This is a genomic window from Nonomuraea sp. NPDC049421 (genome assembly GCF_040677005.1).
GTDB classification, from domain to species: domain Bacteria; phylum Actinomycetota; class Actinomycetes; order Streptosporangiales; family Streptosporangiaceae; genus Nonomuraea; species Nonomuraea salmonea.
In genome coordinates this window covers 13,714-31,135 of record NZ_JBFAQA010000002.1, presented here as the reverse complement: position 1 = coordinate 31,135, position 17,422 = coordinate 13,714, and the positions used below count along the sequence as shown (strand labels likewise).

Sequence of the window (17,422 nt, the reverse complement as noted above, 5' to 3'; positions counted from 1 at the left end):
CCGCTCCCCGCCCGGGACGCTCCAATGAGGAGGTGACACGCGTCTTCGTCAGCTACGCGGCCGGCCCCGACCTCGAACGCGCCCGCAGGCTGGCCACCGACCTGCGCGCGGCCGGGGTCACCGTGTGGATGGCGCCGGACAGCATCGCCCCCGGTACGCCCTTCGCCGCCGCCATCGATGCGGGGCTGGAGGGCAGCGACTGCTTCCTGGCGCTGCTCTCTCCGGCGTCGCTGACGAAGGAATGGGTGAAGCTGGAGGTCGCCGCGGCCGTGGACCGGGCCGCGCAGGGCAAGATCAGGGTGCTGCCCGTCGTGCTGAGCCCGGTGGCGGTGCCGCCGCTGCTGTCGGTCTTCCAGCAGATCGACCTGACCGACTACGAGCGGGGGCTCGCGGCGCTCGGGGCGGCGATCGGCGTCCCGCTGCACGGGCTGCCGCTGTCCGGCGATCAGCCTGCCGAGGCGCCGGGGCTGCGCAGGCCGGTCGTGGACGAGTTCGCCGCGACCGTCACCGGCGACCTGGAGAGGGGCGCCCGGCGCTTCGGCTACCTCGTCCAGCGCACGGGTGGCGGGCTCGCGTGCGTGGTGGAGGTCGCGCTGCTGCGCATCGGCGTCGCGGTGTGGCCGGATCCCTCGACGACCGAGGGGCACATCCTGGGCCAGGCCGAACGCGAGCTCCGTGGCAACGAGCAGCGGGTCGCCGTGGTGCTCGCCGTCCACCGGGGCCCGCACACCCGGATGACGCCGTACCGGCTGCTCGACGCGGAGGCGCCGAACACGTTCCTGATGACCTGGAACGATGCGGACGGAGCGGACGCGCTGGGTGCGTGCGTGGACGTCATCGTGCGGCATCTGGGCGGCGGCTGACGTCCGGCGCTTCGTCCTCGTGCGGGAGCGTCCCGGGCGGCACGTGGCGGTGGCGCGCGCATCCTCCGGGCGGCAGCGGGTAACGCTGAGTGCATGGCATACACACCCGATCAGAACCACCGCCGGCCGGACGGCGCGGACGACCAGGCGGTACGCGCCGCCGGTCTGGTGTCGGAGGCGCTGGAGACGGTCGAGCGCGCACGGGGGCACCTCTACTCCTTCCACCAGCTCACCGGCTCCGCCCACGCGACCCTGCACGAGGCCGTGGGGATGCTGCGCGAGGCCGGGCAGGACGAGCTGGCCAGGCTGCTCGCGGCCGAGCTGGTCGGCCGCGACGTGCTGCCCGGGCGCTGGACGTTCCAGATCGTGGAGGCGTACGACGACGACTACTACGCGACGTTCCGCGCGGTCGAGAAGGAGGTGCGGGACCGGCTGACGGGCGGGCGGCGGCACGTATACGAGGCCGAGCTCAAGCAGCGCTCCCAAGCCGCAGGGGAGGCCGCCGAGCTGGAGGCCCGCTCCCCGGCGGGCGGGGAGGCGAAGCTCACCTAGCGCCGCGCGCTTCGGGCAAGCTCACCCGAAGCTCACCTAGCGCCGCGCGCCTCGGGAAAAGCTCACCCGAAGCTCACCTAGCGCCGCGCGCCTCGGGAAAAGCTCACCCGAAGCTCACCTGGCGCGGCCCGGTGGGCGGGGCGGCGCGGAGCCGACGGCGGGCCGGTCGCCCTTCGCGCCCGCCTTGTCCGCTCCCGCCCCCGTTTCCGGCTCCGAGCCGGGTGGCGGTGGGTCGGCGGGGCCCTCGTCCTCGTCCAGGTACGCCTCCGGCACCTCGGGCATGACCGGCATCATCTCCTTGCGCGAGACGAACGTGTCGACCAGCGACAGCAGCATGGCCAGGACCGGCACCGCCAGCAGCGCGCCCACCGCCCCGAACAGCTGCGCCCCCAGCAGCACGCCGGCGAAGGCGACCCCGGGATGCATGTTCACCGACCGGCCGCTGATGCGCGGCTCCAGCGTCAGGTTCTCCACCTGCTGGTACAGGATCCCCCAGGCCAGCGCCGCCACCCCGACCCAGGGGCTCGGCGAGACCAGGCCCACCACCGTGGGCAGGGCGATCGCGATGTACGTGCCGATCGTCGGGACGAACTGGGCCACCACGCCCGTCCACACGCCGAGCGCCAGCCACGACGGCATGCCGATCAGCGAGAACACCAGGGCCGAGGTGCTGGCGTTGATGGTGGCGAGGATGAGCCGGGCGGAGACGTAGCCGCCGGTCTTGACCAGCGACACGTCCCACACGGTCAGGAAGACCTGCTGGATGCGGCCCGGCAGGAGCTGGGCGAGCCAGCGCCGCAGCCGGGGGCCGTCGGCGGAGAAGTAGAAGGTGAGCAGCAGCAGGGCGAAGGTGTTGAAGAGCGCCGCGGTGATCGTGCCGAGCAGGCCCAGCACGCCGCCGACCAGGTCCTGGGCGTAGTCGGCGGCCTGCTGCGGGGTGAGGTTGATGGAGCTGAGGATGGTGGAGATCTCGTAGCGCGTACCGAATCTGCCGTTGACCCAGTCGATCGCGCCGGTGACCACCTCAGGCAGCGCGCGGACGAGCAGCGCGGCCTGCTCGACGAACAGGTTCCCGAACAGGTAGAGGAACAGCCCGGCGAACAGCGCGATGCCGATCATCACCAGGACGGCCGCGACGCCGCGCCGCATGTGCCGCGACAGGCGGCCGACGGCGGGCTCCATCGCCAGCGACAGGAACCAGGCCATCACCACCACGACGACCAGCGATCCGGCGTCGGTGAGGATGAAGCGGATGAGGTACACCACGACGACGACCGCGACGACGGCGAACCCGACCCGCCACACGTTGGCGGGCGAGAGCAGCACCTGGACGCGCCGCGGCTCCCCGGAACGCTCTTCTGGGCGGAGTTTCCCCGCGCCGCGACGAGGGTCCTCGGCGCGGGGGCCGCGCGGCTCTGCGGGCTTGGTCATGGCGTTCTCCTGACCGGACCTTGGTTCCACCACCAGTCTCTTCCCAGATCCAAGCTCCCATGCACGATCACCGCCATGGGTTCGCATCGGGGGATCGGTGTGCGGGTGGGGGTCGCGCTCGCCGCGGCCGGGTCCCCCGGCCCGGAGGTCAGCCCGCGGCCGGGCGTTCCGCCTGTTCGATCGCGGCCGGGCGCTGCTGGGCGGCACGGATGCGGGCCACGTCGAGCTTCGAGGTGCGGTCGAAGCGGTAGATGCCGTTCTGCTCCTGGAAGACGTCGGTGAGCTGCGTGTAGCAGTAGCCGAACATGCGGGGGTCGTCCAGCAGCACCCCGGTCAGCCCGGCGAAGCGCCGCTGCAGCTCCTCCTCGGTGGCGGGACGCTCGCCGTACCCCCAGGACGACTCGCCCTGCCGTACGCCGGGGTTCCACCAGATGCCGCCGAACTCGCTGCAGAAGTACGGCTGCCCCTGGTACGGCACCGACCACGGCGTCCCGTCGGCGTCGGCGTTGACATGGGGACGGCCCTCGGCGAGCCCGTCCATCATCTTGCCGAACAGCTCGGGATCCTGCTCGTAGCAGTGCGAGTCGTAGACGTCGGCGCCGGGCACGCGGTGGGAGTAGCCGGAGGCGTCGAGGACGGGACGGGTGGCGTCGGCCGCCTTGGTGGCGAGGTACATGGCCTGGGTGACGTCGTCCAGCACGGTGATGCGGTCGTGCCGGCGCTGCGCGGTCTCGTTGAGCGGGCACCAGCCGACGATGGACGGGTGGGAGTAGTCGCGCTCGACGGCCTCCAGCCACTGGGTGACGAACGACGCGGTCGGCTGCTGGTTGTCCCCGGGCGGCCCGCCGACGTCGGCGCCCCAGTCACCGAACTCGCCCCACACCAGGTAGCCCATCCGGTCGGCGTGGTAGAGGTAGCGCTCCTCGAACACCTTCTGGTGCAGCCGGGCGCCGTTGAATCCGGCGGCCATGCCCAGCTCGATGTCGCGGCGCAGGGCCTCGTCGGAGGGGGCGGTCATCAGGCCGTCGGGGTAGTAGCCCTGGTCGAGCACGAGCCGCTGGAAGACGGAGACGCCGTTGATCAGGATGGCGTGCCCGTCGATGGAGACCGAGCGCAGCCCGGCGTAGCTGGCGGCGGTGTCGGCGACCGCGCCTGAGGCGTCGAGCAGGTCGATGCGCAGGTCGTACAGGTGGGGGTCCTCGGGGGACCACAGGCGTACCCGGTCGGAGGGCAGCGGCAGCCACAGCTCGGCGGCGAGGTCGAGGTCGGCGCGGACCCGCGCCTGGACGACCTCGCCCGCCGCGTCGGAGACCGTGACCCGGACCTGGTGTCCCGGCCGGTTCGCCGAGACGGGGACGGTGACGCGGAACGCGGACGCGGCGACGTTCGGGGTGATGCGCGGCCGGCCGAGGTGGACGTCGGGCACCGGCTCGCACCACACCGTCTGCCAGATGCCGGTGGTGCGGCCGTACCACGGGCCGTGCCCCTCGTACGTGCGGACCTGCTTGCCGCGCGCCTGCGGCCCGGTGCGCGGGTCCCTGGCCCTGACGACCACCGTGTACGTGTGCCCGGGATCGGCCGCGGCGGCCAGGTCGCAGCTGAACGGCGTGAACCCGCCCCGGTGCCGGCCCGCCTCGGCGCCGTCCACCCACACGGTGGCGTCGTGGTCCACGGCCTGGAAGTGCAGCAGCACCCGCCGGCCCGCCCACTCCTCCGGCACCCGCACGCTGCGGCGGTACCACACGGCCGGGTGGAAGTCGGGGTCGCCGATGCCGGACAGCGGCGCCTCGGGGCAGAACGGCACGACGATCTCGCCGGACAGGTCCCGTTCCAGCAGCCCGCGCTCCAGCCCTGAGTCGCCGGCGTCCCGCTCGAACTGCCAGGTTCCGTTGAGGCACTGCCACTCGGTACGGACGAACTGCGGGCGCGGGTACTCCGGGCGGGGCACTTGAGGGATGTCGGGCACGATGCTCACTTTCTCGTGGAGGGTGATCGACGTCATGCGCTTCGGCGGCCCGCGGTGCTGGCGTTGACCGCCAGCCGCCAGGGCGCCTCCAGGTGCACGGGCTCGCTCGCGCCGCCCTCGACCCGTTCCAGCAGCCGGGTCACGGCCAGCTCGGCGATGCGCCGCTTGTCGGGCTCGACGGTGGTCAGGGCGGGGTTGGCGTACCGGCCTTCCTCGATGCCGTCGAAGCCGGCGACGGCGACGTCCTCGGGGACGCGCAGCCCGGCGGCGAGGACGGCGTGCACGGCGCCGATGGCGAGCAGGTCGTTGGCGCAGAAGACGGCGTCCGGCGGCTCCGGCAGGGCGAGCAGGTCCTCCATCGCGCGCCGGCCGTCCTCGCGCTGGTAGTGCCGCACCCGTACGGCCAGCTCGGGCCGGAACGGCAGCCCCGCGTCGGCGAGCCCCTGCTCGTAGCCGGCCGCGCGGTGCACCGAGGTCTCCCGCCCGGCCGGCGCGTCGAGGGCGTCGGCCGGCGGCGGGTGCGGCACGCCGATGACGGCGACCCGCGTGCGGCCCAGGGAGGCAAGGTGGGCGGTGACCGCGCGGGCCGCGGCGGTGTCGTCGATGCCGACGTGGTCGACGCCCGGCACCCGCAGCTCCCCCAGCAGCACGGCGGGGCAGTCGCCGGCCCAGCGGCGCAGCTCGTTCCCGGTCAGGCCGATGGGACTGAAGATGAACCCGTCGAACAGCGCCGACCGGTCGCGCCGCATGAGGATCCGCCGTTCGCGCTCGGCCATGCCCTCGGTGCCGTCGACGAGCACCGTGTAGCCGCGCTCCTCGGCCTGGTCGACGACGTGGCCGGCCAGCTCCGTGAAGTACGGCACGTCGAGCGGCAGCACGAGGGCGAGCAGCCGCGACCTGCCCAGGTTGAGGCTGCGGGCGGCGACGTTGGGCCGGTAGTCGAGCTCGTCCAGCACGCGCTGCACCTGGGCGCGGGTCTGCGGCGAGACGTGCGGGAAGTCGTTGACGACGTTGGAGACGGTACGCACGGAGACCCCCGCCAGCCGCGCCACGTCCCGCTGGGTGACCACGACCGCCCACCTCCTCCCAAGACGCTCTTTGCCGCGTGGCAAAGCCCACTTTGCCACGCGGCAACATCACTCCTCAAGACCCGGCGAGCAGCCGACCACGGCTTTCGCCGCCGTTTGCCACCTCCGGCCTAGCGTGACAGGGAAGGTCTCGCGACGAACCAGCAGCCGCTGGGAGGGTCAGCCATGTCCAACCACTTCACCGGCCTCAGCCTCGGGCCGCCACTCGGCGACCAGCGCCTCGACCTGTGCGACCTGTACGCCTTCCAGGCGCCGGGCGACCCGGGCAGGACGGTGCTCATCCTCAACGCCAACCCCAACGCCGACGCCCTGCACCCGGACGCCGTCTACCGCCTGAACATCGACGACGACGGCGACTACCTGACCGACATCGCGTTCAGCTGGGTGTTCGGCGAGCCGGGACCGGACGGCTCCCAGACCTACAGCGTGTACCTGGCGACCGGCGAGCAGGCCCGCGACCCTGAGCCGGGCGGCACCGAGATCGTGAAGGACGCCCGCGTCTCGTTCGGCCCCGAGGCGAACGTGGTGACGGCCGGGCACCACACGATCGCGGCCGGCAGCCGCAGCGACGCCTTCTACTTCGACTTCGACGGCATCAAGAACCTGTTCGACACCAGCGGCAAGCGCAACTTCACCGCGCCGCACCTGGGCGGCACGTCACCGTGGACGGGCGTCGACTCCAACGTCACGGCGAACGTCTTCTCCATGGCCGTCGAGCTGCCCACCGACGCGCTGGCGCCCCGGCCCGAGCTGCACGTCTGGGGCCGGTGCAGCGTCCGGCGCGACGGCCGGCTCGTGCACGCGGACCGGGCCGGGCACCCGTCGATGAGCAGCTTCTTCAACACCGACGACACCAAGGAGGAGTACAACGCGAGCGAGCCGGCCGGCGACCGGGAGCGGTGGACCGACTCGTTCGTGCACCTGCTCGGTCACACCGGCGGCTACTCGCGCGAGGAGGCGATCGCCGCGATCGACGAGCACGGCCTGCTGCCGGACGTGCTGCACTTCGACCCGGCGAAGCCGGCCGCCTATCCGAACGGCCGGACGTTCACCGAGGACGTCATCGACGTCCGCGTCGCGTTCCTCACGAAGAACGAGGCGCCGCCCACCGGCCTGAGCCCGCACACCGACACGCTCGACCGGTTCCCGTACCTCGGCGACCCGCACCCCGCGTCCTGAGAGCTCCTAGCGCAGGCCGCCGACGGACAGGCCGCCGCGCCAGTGGCGCTGCAGGACGAAGAACGAGATGACGAGCGGGATGATCGACACCAGCGCGCCGAGGATGATGAGGCTCCACAGCGAGGTGGTGCCCGCGTTGTTGGCCGAGGCGATGCCCTGCCAGAGTCCGAGCCCGACGGTGACGGGGAAGAGCCGGTTGTCCGACAGCATGGCGAGCGGCAGGAAGTAGTTGTTCCACGAGGCGACGGCCGACAGCAGCAGCACGGTCACCACGGCGGGCCGCATCAGCGGGAACGCGACCCTGATGAACGTGCGGATCTCGCCGGCGCCGTCGGCGCGGGCGGCGTCCAGGATCTCGTTCGGCACGGCGTCGCGCGCGTAGACGTGCATGAGGTAGACGCCGAACGGGTTGAGCAGCGACGGCAGGATGACCGCCCAGATCGTGTTGGTCAGCCCGAACTCCGAGAACATCATGAACGTCGGGATCACCAGCGCCGTCGCGGGCACCATCAGCGCGCCGAGGACGAGCGAGAAGCTGAAGCGCCGGCCGGCGAAGCGGTACTTGGCGAACCCGTAGCCGGCCATGACGGCCAGGACGGTGGCGCCGATGCCGCCGGCCAGGGCGTACAGGGTGGAGTTGAGTATCCACCTGGCGTAGATGCCGTTGTCGTAGGTGAACAGCTGCTGCAGGTTGCCGAGGTAGTCGACGTTGCCCGAGAACCAGAGGGTGTTGCCGCCGGAGAACAGGCCGGCCGCGTCCTTGGAGCTGTTGACGACGACCCACCAGAACGGCACCAGGAAGTACACGACCAGGAAGGCGAGCAGGAGGTGCAGAGGCAGGTTGTGGTTCGGCCGGCGACGGGTGCCGGCGGGAGAGCGGTCACTCATCACAGGAAGGTCCTCCGCTTGCGGGTGAAGAACAGGAAGGCGTAGACGCCGGCGAAGATGACCCCGCCGAGGGCGAAGGAGATCGCCGATCCGTAGGTGAAGTTCGCCAGGCCGAAGGCCTGCTGGTAGGCGTACATGTTGGGGGTGAAGTCGGGGCCGATGGTGCCGGCCGCGAGCGAGCGCAGGATCTGCGGCTCGTTGAAGAACTGCAGGGTGCCGATGAGCGAGAAGACCAGGATGAGCAGCAGCGCGGGGGCGATCAGCGGGATCTTGATGCGCAGCGCGATCTGCCGGCCGCCGGCGCCGTCCATGCGGGCGGCCTCGTACAGGGCCGGGTCGATGCCCTGGAGCGCGGCGTACAGGATGATCATGTAGTAGCCGGCCCACTGCCAGGTGACGATGTTGACCAGGCCGTAAAAGATCAGGTTGCTGCTGAGGAAGTCCGGCGCGGTGGTGCCGAACAGGCTGAAGATGTCGGTCAGCGGGCCGAAGCTCTTGCTGTAGAGGAAGCCCCACATGACCGCGCCGATGACCGTCGGGATCGCGTACGGCAGGAAGATCATCAGGCGCGAGAAGCGGGCGAACCGCGAGGTGACCGAGTCCAGGATCAGGGCCATCACGAGCGCGACGATGATCTGCAGCGGGATGGAGACCAGCGAGAAGCGGATGACGAACCAGGTGCCGGACAGAAAACTGGGGTCGGTGAACGCCTTAACGTAATTGTCGAGGAAGACGAAGCTGGTGCCGCCGATCAGCCGCTTCTGCCACAGGCTGAGATAGAAGGCGTAGCACAGCGGCGCGATGAGCAGCGCCAGGAAGACGAGCCCGAACGGCCCGACGAAGAGCCACCCCATCAGATGCTCGCGAAGGCGCACCTTGCCGCGACTGCTCGATTTCCTGTCCTTGGCGCTTGGCGCACTCTTCTCCATCATGAGGGTCATTTCTGGCTCCGGGAAACGGGGGATGCAGGGAGGTCGGGTACGGGCCGGCCGCCGCGCGCGGGCGGCGGCCGGTTCCCGCGGCGTCACTGGACGGTGAAGCCTTGTTCCTTGGCGTAGCCGGCCACGTCCTCCTGCAGCTTGTCGGCGGCCTGCGCGGCGTTGACGGAGCCGTCGATGAGCGCGCTGACCTGCTTGGTCATGGCGTCGAAGTAGTACTGGCCGAACGGGCTGTAGGTGACGCCCTGGTAGGCGTTGGCCGCCGGGACGTACACCTCCTTGTTCGCCTGCTGGCCGTCGAAGAACTCCACCTTCAGCTCCTCGAACGCCGGGTCTTTGAGCGCCTTGAGGTTCAGCGGGAAGATGATCTGGTTGGTCCAGCCGTCGGTGAGCGACTCCTTGTCGGCGTAGAGCCCGTAGGCCACCTTCGCCGCCAGCTCGGGGTTCTTGGCCTGGGTCGTCACCGAGAACGCCGACCCGCCCCAGTTGACCTGCACCGGGTTGGCGGGGTCCCACTGCGGCAGCGGCGCCACCGCGAACTTGCCGGTGTCCTCGCCCTTGCCGACGCCGGCGCCGGTGAGGTAGCCGGGCGCCCAGGCGGCCGAGATGTACGTGGCGTACTTGCCGTTGATGACGCCGGAGATGTACTCGGGCGTGAACTGGTCCTGCGTCCCGACCAGGCCCTTGCCGGCCAGCCGGCCCCAGTACTCCAGCACGTCCTTGGACGCCTGGTCGTTCAGCTTGATGCCGATCGTGTCCTTCTGCGCCGGGTCGTAGGTGAAGGGTTTGGCGCCCTTCTGGATCTGCAGCGCCATGGTGAGCGCCGAGACGTTGGCGGCGAAGTCGCCGAACGCGGGGCCGCCCGCGTCCTTCACCTTCTGGGCCGCCTCCTCGTACTCGGCCCACGTCGTCGGCGGCTTGATCTTGTACTTGTCGAAGATGTCCTTGCGGTAGATCATCGCCAGCGGGCCGCCGTCGACCGGCACGCCGTAGACCGCGTCGCCGACCGAGACGTCCTTCCACGCGCCCTCGCCGTAGTCGGCCTTGACGGAGTCGTAGCCGTACTGCTTGATGTCGACCAGCGCGTTCTGGATCTGGAAGGTCGGGATGCGGTCCATCTCGATCATGATGACGTCGGGTGCGCCGGTGCCCGCCGCGATCGCGGTCTGGAACTTCTCGTACTCGTCGCTGCCCTGGCCGACGTTGGTCCAGCAGACCTGGACGTCGCTGCTCTGCTTGTTGAAGTTGTCGACGACGAGCTGCGTGTTCGGATACCAGCCCCACATCGTGACGACCGGCAGGTCCTTCTTGGGGATGGTGTTCGTGCAGTTGCTCGCGCTGTTGCCGCCGCCGCCGTTCGTGGCGGCCTTGGTGGCGTTCGCGTCCGTGCCACCGCCGCCGCCCGGGTCGGGAGCGCAGCCCGCGAGCGCGGTCGCGGCGGCGAGCAGGAGCGCCGCGGTGGAGAGCCGTGTCTTCTTCATGTGGTGTTTTCCTTGCGATCGCGGCGCACGCGGGGATTCGTGCGCCACCGGTGGGGCCGAGTGATCGGCGGACGGGGCACGGATGGCTTTCCGTGCCCCGTCGCCGATCCTCATGTGAGCGCTAACACGGCTCTGCCGGGGCAGAGCCGCCGGGCTCAGCGCTTGAACAGGCGGGGTGCCAGGTCGATGAGGTTCTTCTGCCAGACGTCCCAGCCGTGCGGTCCCGGGGTGACGCCGTCGAACTCGTAGCGGATCCCGAGGTCGTCCAGGGTGGCCAGGGTGGAGGCGAACCCCGGGTAGACGAAGTCCGTCTGGTCGCCGATGTAGAGGCGCAGCAGCTTGGTGCCGCTGTTGATCGCCTCGGCGTCGACGCCCGCGCCGCTGCCGAAGCCGGCCGAGAACGCCGCGATGTACGCGAACCGCCCGGGATGCGCCTTGAGCATGCCGAACGTCTGGCCGCCGCCCATCGACAGCCCGGCCAGCGCCTGCTGCGACGGGTCGTCGGAGATGTTGTAGCGGGCCTTGGCCGCCGGGGCGATGTTCTCCAGCAGCTCGCGGTTGAAGTCGGAGACGTTGCCGTTGCCCATCACCACGACCATCGGCACGATCTTCCCGTCGAGGAAGTGATGGTCGAGGATCTGCTTGGCCCGCCCCATCTCGGTCCAGTCGGTGTAGTTCTGGCCACCGCCGTGCTGGAGGAAGAAGACGGGGTACGGCTCCGCCCGGCCGGGGTCGTAGCCCGGCGGGGTCCACACCAGCGCGGTCCGCTCCTGGTTCGCGACCGTGCTCTGGTACGTCAGGCGCTCCACCTTGCCGCCCTGGCCCTCGGGAACGTCCGTGAGCAGGCGGGCCCGCTCACCGTTGACGAGGAAGCTGCTCCAGGTCGGCTCGGTGGTGATCTTGGTCGGGTTCGAGGTGTCCTTGAGCGAGACGCCGTCCACCATCAGCTTGTAGTAGTAGAACCACGGGTCGAGCGGGCCGACGGTCCCCCGCCACCGGTCCCCCGCCTTGGTCAGGTGGATGCGCAGCCAGCTGCCGCCGGGCGCCCAGTTCGCCCACACCTTGACCTGCTTGGCGGCGGCGTACTCGGTGGTGGTCTCGAACGTGACGAAGCCGTCGTCGGTCACGAACGGCGTCGGCGTCGTGCCGGGAGGCGGCGGGGCGAACTCGCCCTTCAGCCTTCCGTGCCCGTCGCTCGGGCCGTGGTCGCGGACGTTGCGGAACAGGCGCGGCAGGAAGTCGATCAGGTTCTCCTGCCAGGCGTTCCAGTTCGCCCCCGCGTCGGGGTTGACCCCGTCGAACTCGTAGGAGACGCGGGCGCGGTCCAGCGCCTTGGTGAGTTTGACGGTCGCGTTGTACGCCGGGTCCGTCACGTTGCCGGTGTAGAGGCGCAGCAGCTTGAGGTGCGGCTTGTGCTTGCCGGCCGCCTCGGTCAGCAGGCCGGAGAACGAGCCGGCGTAGGCGTACTCGGCGGGGTGGCCGAGCGCGGCGCGCAGCGCGTTCGTGCCGCCCTCGCCGGCACCGGCGATCGCCTGGTGGGCGGGGCCACGGTGGACGCGGTAGCGGCCGGCGACCGCCTTCTGCAGCTCCTTGCCGCTCTCGCCGATCACGACCACCATCGGCTCGATGGCCTTACGGGCCGAGAGGTTGTCGAGGATCTGCTTGGCGCGGCCGAGGTCCAGCCAGTCGCCGGCGGCGGCGCCCGCGGTGTCCAGGTAGAGCACCGGGTACCTCTTGGCGCCCTTGCCGGTGTAGCCGCGCGGCGTCCAGACCAGGGCCGAGCCCTTGGCGTAGGTGAGGGTCTCGACCGTGCCGCCCTGCCCCTCGGGCACGTCCGCCAGCAGGGCGGCCTGCTCGCCGGCCACGAAGAACGTGCTCCACAGCGGCTTGGAGGCCACGGTGGTGGCGTTGGTCGGGTCTTTGACGCCCTTGGTCTCGTCGGCCGTCACCTGGTAGGTGTACAGGCCGGGCTTGAGCGGGCCGAGCACGCCGGAGAAGGCGGCACCGCGGCGGGTCAGCCCGAACTCCGCCCACGCGGCGGAGGGTCCGAAGTTCCCCTCGATGAGGACCGATGACACCGAGCCGCCGACGGCGGCCTCGACGGCGGAGACGGGAACGGTGAACGAGGCGTAGCCGTCCTCCGAGACGGCCAGCCACGGAGTGTCGGCGATCGCCGGCCGCGGGGCGAGCACCGCCACCGCGAGCGCGACGAGGGCCGCGGTGATCGCGGCGGTGAGCCGGAGCACGCGTGACCTGCCGTGATATTCTAAAGAAGGCATGCAAAAACTCCCTTGACGGCCGGCCACGGTTGCAGCCCGGATGGTCGGCCTGATTCATGCGGTGGACTCTGTGTTGTGGGTGTTTCGCACCTCCATTCCGTCGTGGGATCCGCTTGCCCGCCTGACGCCCGTTGCCGCGGGTGTCAGGTGCGGTGTGACGCCACTACATCGCGTGGCTTCACGATCACATGGCGCTCCTCGGCGGCGCGGTCGAGCCGCGCACGATCAGCCGGGTCGGAAGCACGATCTGGCGGGGGCCGTCCCAGCCGCCGCGCACCAGCGCCTTGAGCATGCGCGCGGCCTCGAGGCCCATCCGGTACACCGACTGGTCCACCGTGGTGAGCCCCGGCTGGGCCAGCGCCGACTCGGGGATGTCGTCGAAGCCGGCGATCGACAGGTCGCCGGGGACGCTGAGCCCCAGATCCTTGGCGACCTCCAGGGTCTTCAGCGCCATCCCGTCGTTCGCCGCGAAGATCGCGGTCGGCCGGTCGGGGCGCTCCAGCAGCGCCCGCGCGAGCGGCGCCGCGGAGTCGGGGTTGAAGTCGCCCTGCGCGATCAGGGAAGGGTCGGCAGGGACGCCCGCGCGGGCCAGCGCCTTGCGGTAGCCCTCCTCGCGTGACCACGAGGCGGCCAGCTCGGCGCGGCCCGCGATGAACGCGATGCGCCGGTGCCCGAGGCCGAGCAGGTGCTCGACCACTGCGGTGGCGCCCTCGAAGTTGGCCGCCGTGACCGACGGCACCTGCGAGTCCTTCGCCGGGTCGATGGCGACGACCGGGATGCCGCTGCGGATCTCGCCCGAGGGCGTGACCACGATGCAGCCGTCGGTCAGCGTGCCCGCGAGACGGGCCAGGTGCCGCTGCTCCCAGCCCTCGGCGTAGGTTCCGTACAGGTCGCTGTCGGCGTAGATGATCAGGTCGAGGCCCGATCGGCTCAGTGCGTCCATCACGCCCTTGAGCACTTCGGCGGTGTAGGACTGGAAGCTGTGCGTCACCAGGCCGAGCACGTCGGTCCTGCTGCGCCGCAGGCTGGTCGCCACCAGACTCGACTCGTAGCCGAGCCGCTCGATCGCTGAGCGGACCTGGGCGATGGTGCGTGCGCTGACGCCGTACCGCCCGTTGACCACCCGGGAGACCGTCGTGGTCGAGACGCCCGCGAGCCGGGCGACGTCGCTCATGGTCACGGGCGAGCCGCCCAGGGCCATACCGCCTCACTAGGGGGAATCGTTATCGGTTACGTTTGCAGCAGCAACGTAAGCGATAACGTTCACAGAAAACAAGAGTAACTTTCGGCGAGGTGATCAGGCGGGGGCCGGGCCCGTCGAGTCGCGGACGCTGAGGCTGGTCGCGAGCTGCAGGTGCCGGGAGGCGGGCTGGACGCCCTCGGCCATGCCGAGCACGGTCTCCACCGCCATCCGGCCCATGCCCTCCAGGGGCTGGCGGACGGAGGTGAGGCGCGGCGTCGTCCACTGCGTCTGCGGCGTGTCGTCGAAACCGGTCACCGACAGCTGCCCCGGCACGGAGATGCCCAGGTCACCGGCCGCGGCGAGCACCCCGACCGCTATCTCGTCGTTGCCCGCGACGATCGCGGTGGGCCGGTCGGCGAGCGCGAGCAGGTCGCGGCCGTGGCGCCGCCCCGCCTCGACGGAGAACGCCTCGTGGCGGACCAGTGCGCGGTCAGGGGTGAGGCCGGCCGAGTCGAGCGCGGCCTGGTAGCCGTGGAAACGTTCGAGCGAAGGGGCCGAACCCAGCGGGCCGCCGATCCAGCCGATCCTGCGGTGACCGAGCTTGATGACGTGTTCGGTCGCGGAACGGCCGCCCGCCCAGTTCGTGGAGCCGATGCTGACCAGGCGCGACTCGGTGGTGTCGATGGGGTCGATCGTGACGATGGGCAGGCCGAGGTCGTCGGCGGCGTGCAGCACCGGGTCGGGCACGGCGACGGCCAGCGCGATCACGCCGACGACACCGGACGCCTGCTGCTCCTCGACCCAGGTGCGGGCCGCCGTACGGCTGGTGCTGACCGGCTCGACGGGCGGCAGGCGCAGCAGCAGCTCGGCCCGCGCGGTGGTCGCGGCCAGCAGGATGCCCTGCAGCACCGTGCCGGCGTAACGGGACTCGACGATGTCGAGCACGGTGACCAGCGTGTTGTCGCGGGGCTGCTCGTGCCGGACCGCCGTCGGCTTGTAGCCGGTCTCGGCCATGACGCCCAGCACCAGCTCGCGGGTCTTGGCGCCCACGTCGCTGCGCCCGTTGAGCACCTTCGAGGCCGTCGTCGGCGAGACGCCGGCCAGCCGCGCGACGTCGGCCAAGGTGACGCGCTCAGAACGACCCCGTCGTCCCATCAAGGCTCCTTCCGGGCTTCCAGCGAAATTGTTTCGTAAACCTACCATGGCCCCGATCGCGCAGGATCACCCGTTGACATCGGACAGAAACGACACCTATGGTCCTCCGCAACACCGAACATGTTGCGAAATAATTTCGTAACCGGCTCAGGACGAGAGGCGAGACCCCATGCGGCTCTCCCGGAAGCTCAAACTCCTCTGCGCGGCACTCGTGCCGATGCTCGCGCTGACCGCGTGCTCGGGCGGCGGCGGACAGGCAGGCGCGGACGGCGGCGAACAGGTGAAGATCACCGTCTGGAGCTGGGACGGCACCGTCGAGAAGGCCGTGCCCGGATTCCAGGCCGCGCATCCGAACATCAAGGTCGAGGTCGTCAATGCGGGCTCGTCGCAGGACGAGTACAAGGCGCTCGACAACGCCATCCAGGCCGGCTCCGGCGTGCCGGACCTGGTGATGTTCGAGTATTTCGCGGTGCCGTACTTCGCGGTCCCCGGCAAGCTGGCCGACCTCGGCGAACTCGGCGCGGACAAGCTGAAGGCCGACTACGTCCCGGCCGCGTGGAACGACGTGACGGTCAACGGCAAGGTGTACGCGCTGCCGTCCGACTACGGGCCATCGGCGATGTTCTACAACGAGGCCACGCTGAAGAAGGCCGGCATCGACGAGCCCCCGGCCACGTGGGACGCGTACTACGAGGCGGCCAAGAAGATCCGCGAGCTGGGCGACGACTACTACATCGCCCAGGACACCGGCGACATCTTCTTCCTGCTCTCGCTCATCTGGCAGGCCGGCGGCCGCCCGTTCAAGGTGGACGGCACCAAGGTGCACATCGACTTCACCGACCCCGGCACCGCCAAGGCCGTGGCCTTCTGGCAGAAGATGCTGGACGAGGGCCTGATCAACACCAAGGTCACCGGCTGGTCGGACGACTGGAACAGGACGCTCAACGACGGCACCCTCGCCACCCAGACCATGGGCGGCTGGCTCACCTCCACGCTGCCCGAACGCGCGCCGAAGGCCGCCGGCGACTTCAAGGTGGCCCTGATGCCGCAGTGGCAGGAGGGCGAGAAGGTCGGCGCGGCGAACGGCGGCAGCTCCTTCGGCATCCCCGAGGCGGCCGAGCACAAGGAGGCGGCCTTCACCTTCCTCGAGTACTTCGCGCACGGCGGCGGCCTGCAGACCCGCGTCGACGCGGGCGCGTTCGTGCCGAACCTGTCGGTGCTGGAGAACGAGACCTTCACCGGCAAGGCCAACGAGTATTTCGGCGGTCAGAAGGTCGGCGGCGTGCTGGCCGAGGCCACCGAGATCGTCGCCGACGACTGGCAGTATCCGCCGTTCTTCGAGTGGGCGCGCTCGATCTACGGCGACCTCGCCTCGCCGTTCTACACCACCGGCAAGGGCACGCTCGCCGAGGTCCTGGAGCAGTGGCGGCAACGCTGCATCCAGTACGGCAACGAGCAGGGCTTCCAGGTGGACTAGCGGGCCTGCTTCAGGAAGGAACTCCGACATGACCCACGCACCCGCGCCGGTGCGCAGGCGGGGCAGGCCGCAGACCGGGCTGGCGTTCATCGCGCCCTTCGCGGCGCTGTTCGCCCTGGTGTTCATCGTGCCCATCGCGTACGCCGCCTACCTCAGCCTCTTCCAGGACAAGCTGGTCGGCGGCAACGTCTTCGTCGGCCTGGACAACTACACCAAGCTCTTCGCCGACCCGCAGTTCTGGGACGGCGTGGGGCGCGTCGTGCGGTTCACGCTCGTGCAGGTGCCGATCATGCTGCTCCTCTCGACGGCGCTGGCGCTCGCCCTCGACGGCCTGCGCCTGCACGGCGCCCGGTTCCTGCGGGTGACGATCTTCCTGCCGTACGCGGTGCCGGCGATCGTGGCGACCCTCATGTGGGGCTTCCTGCTCGGCGTCAAGTACGGCCTGTTCGGCAGCCTCAACGACGCCCTCGGCACCGACTTCGACCCCTTCTCCCCCGGCACCACGCTCATCTCCATCGGCGTGATGGTGACGTGGGCGTTCACCGGCTTCAACATGCTCATCTTCTACGCCGCGCTCAAGGCGATCCCGCGTGAGCTGTACGAGGCGGCGGCGATCGACGGGGCGAACGAGTGGCAGATCGTGCGGGCCATCAAGCTGCCGGCGCTGCGCGGCTCGCTGGCGGTCACCGTCATCTTCTCGATCATCGGCACGTTCCAGATGTTCAACGAGCCGCAGATCCTGCCGACGATGGTCGCCAACAGCGGCGTCACCAGCTTCTACACGCCGAACCTGTACGCGTACAACCTGGCCTTCACCGGCTCCCAGCAGGGGTACGCGGCAGCGCTCGCGCTCGTCATGGCGGCGATCACGATCGCCGTCGCCTACGCCGTCCAGATCAGAGGGCTGAGGAATGCGACCGACCAGTAGCCCGCGGCTCCATA

General features: G+C 70.4%; 14 protein-coding genes. 5 read left to right on the top strand and 9 right to left on the bottom strand.

Annotated features, from left to right (window positions below):
• Positions 1-32 precede the first annotated feature (32 nt).
• Positions 33-863 (top strand): toll/interleukin-1 receptor domain-containing protein, encoded by an 831-nt coding sequence (locus AB0K18_RS03670; protein ID WP_364909298.1) that lies wholly within the window; start codon positions 33-35, stop codon positions 861-863.
• 93 nt (positions 864-956) lie between these two features.
• On the top strand, positions 957-1,415 hold the full coding sequence (locus tag AB0K18_RS03665; protein WP_364909296.1) for a hypothetical protein: 459 nt from the start codon (positions 957-959) through the stop codon (positions 1,413-1,415).
• A 114-nt stretch (positions 1,416-1,529) separates the two neighbouring features.
• On the opposite strand, the gene AB0K18_RS03660 is transcribed toward AB0K18_RS03665, so the two are convergent.
• The 3 genes from AB0K18_RS03660 to AB0K18_RS03650 form a co-directional block, all read right to left on the bottom strand.
• Complete coding sequence (locus tag AB0K18_RS03660) at positions 1,530-2,846, bottom strand: AI-2E family transporter (RefSeq protein WP_364909293.1); 1,317 nt, start codon at positions 2,844-2,846, stop codon at positions 1,530-1,532.
• Between the two features lie 148 nt (positions 2,847-2,994).
• The gene (locus tag AB0K18_RS03655) at positions 2,995-4,821 is read right to left on the bottom strand and encodes a sugar-binding domain-containing protein (RefSeq protein WP_364909290.1); all 1,827 of its coding nucleotides are present in this window, start codon (positions 4,819-4,821) and stop codon (positions 2,995-2,997) included.
• 23 nt (positions 4,822-4,844) lie between these two features.
• Positions 4,845-5,882, bottom strand: a complete 1,038-nt coding sequence (locus AB0K18_RS03650; protein ID WP_364909286.1) for a LacI family DNA-binding transcriptional regulator — start codon at positions 5,880-5,882, stop codon at positions 4,845-4,847.
• Between the two features lie 183 nt (positions 5,883-6,065).
• On the opposite strand from AB0K18_RS03650, the gene AB0K18_RS03645 reads away from it, so the two are divergent.
• Positions 6,066-7,079: a DUF4331 family protein gene (locus tag AB0K18_RS03645; RefSeq protein ID WP_364909283.1), complete on the top strand. Its 1,014-nt coding sequence runs from the start codon at positions 6,066-6,068 to the stop codon at positions 7,077-7,079.
• Positions 7,080-7,085: 6 nt separating this feature from the next.
• Here AB0K18_RS03645 and AB0K18_RS03640 read toward each other — a convergent pair whose 3' ends face one another.
• From AB0K18_RS03640 to AB0K18_RS03615, 6 genes are all read right to left on the bottom strand, one after another.
• Complete coding sequence (locus tag AB0K18_RS03640) at positions 7,086-7,967, bottom strand: carbohydrate ABC transporter permease (RefSeq protein WP_364909280.1); 882 nt, start codon at positions 7,965-7,967, stop codon at positions 7,086-7,088.
• Positions 7,967-8,821, bottom strand: a complete 855-nt coding sequence (locus tag AB0K18_RS03635; RefSeq protein WP_355424502.1) for a sugar ABC transporter permease — start codon at positions 8,819-8,821, stop codon at positions 7,967-7,969. Before AB0K18_RS03635 ends, AB0K18_RS03640 begins: the two co-directional genes overlap by 1 nt.
• A 170-nt stretch (positions 8,822-8,991) precedes the next feature.
• Positions 8,992-10,386 carry an extracellular solute-binding protein gene (locus tag AB0K18_RS03630; protein WP_364909278.1) on the bottom strand — a complete coding sequence of 465 codons (1,395 nt, stop codon included), beginning with the start codon at positions 10,384-10,386 and terminating at the stop codon, positions 8,992-8,994.
• 155 nt (positions 10,387-10,541) lie between these two features.
• On the bottom strand, positions 10,542-12,665 hold the full coding sequence (locus tag AB0K18_RS03625) for an alpha/beta hydrolase-fold protein (RefSeq protein WP_364909275.1): 2,124 nt from the start codon (positions 12,663-12,665) through the stop codon (positions 10,542-10,544).
• Between the two features lie 184 nt (positions 12,666-12,849).
• Positions 12,850-13,866 (bottom strand): LacI family DNA-binding transcriptional regulator, encoded by a 1,017-nt coding sequence (locus AB0K18_RS03620; RefSeq protein ID WP_364909272.1) that lies wholly within the window; start codon positions 13,864-13,866, stop codon positions 12,850-12,852.
• 96 nt (positions 13,867-13,962) lie between these two features.
• Complete coding sequence (locus AB0K18_RS03615; protein ID WP_364909269.1) at positions 13,963-15,003, bottom strand: substrate-binding domain-containing protein; 1,041 nt, start codon at positions 15,001-15,003, stop codon at positions 13,963-13,965.
• A 169-nt stretch (positions 15,004-15,172) separates the two neighbouring features.
• Here AB0K18_RS03615 and AB0K18_RS03610 point away from each other — a divergent pair, with 169 nt between their 5' ends.
• Together AB0K18_RS03610 and AB0K18_RS03605 are read left to right on the top strand one after the other, a co-directional pair.
• Positions 15,173-16,480: a sugar ABC transporter substrate-binding protein gene (locus AB0K18_RS03610; RefSeq protein WP_364909266.1), complete on the top strand. Its 1,308-nt coding sequence runs from the start codon at positions 15,173-15,175 to the stop codon at positions 16,478-16,480.
• A gap of 28 nt (positions 16,481-16,508) precedes the next feature.
• A complete protein-coding gene (locus tag AB0K18_RS03605) occupies positions 16,509-17,408 on the top strand; it encodes a sugar ABC transporter permease (protein ID WP_364909263.1) in 900 nt (299 codons plus the stop codon).
• Positions 17,409-17,422: the final 14 nt, after the last annotated feature.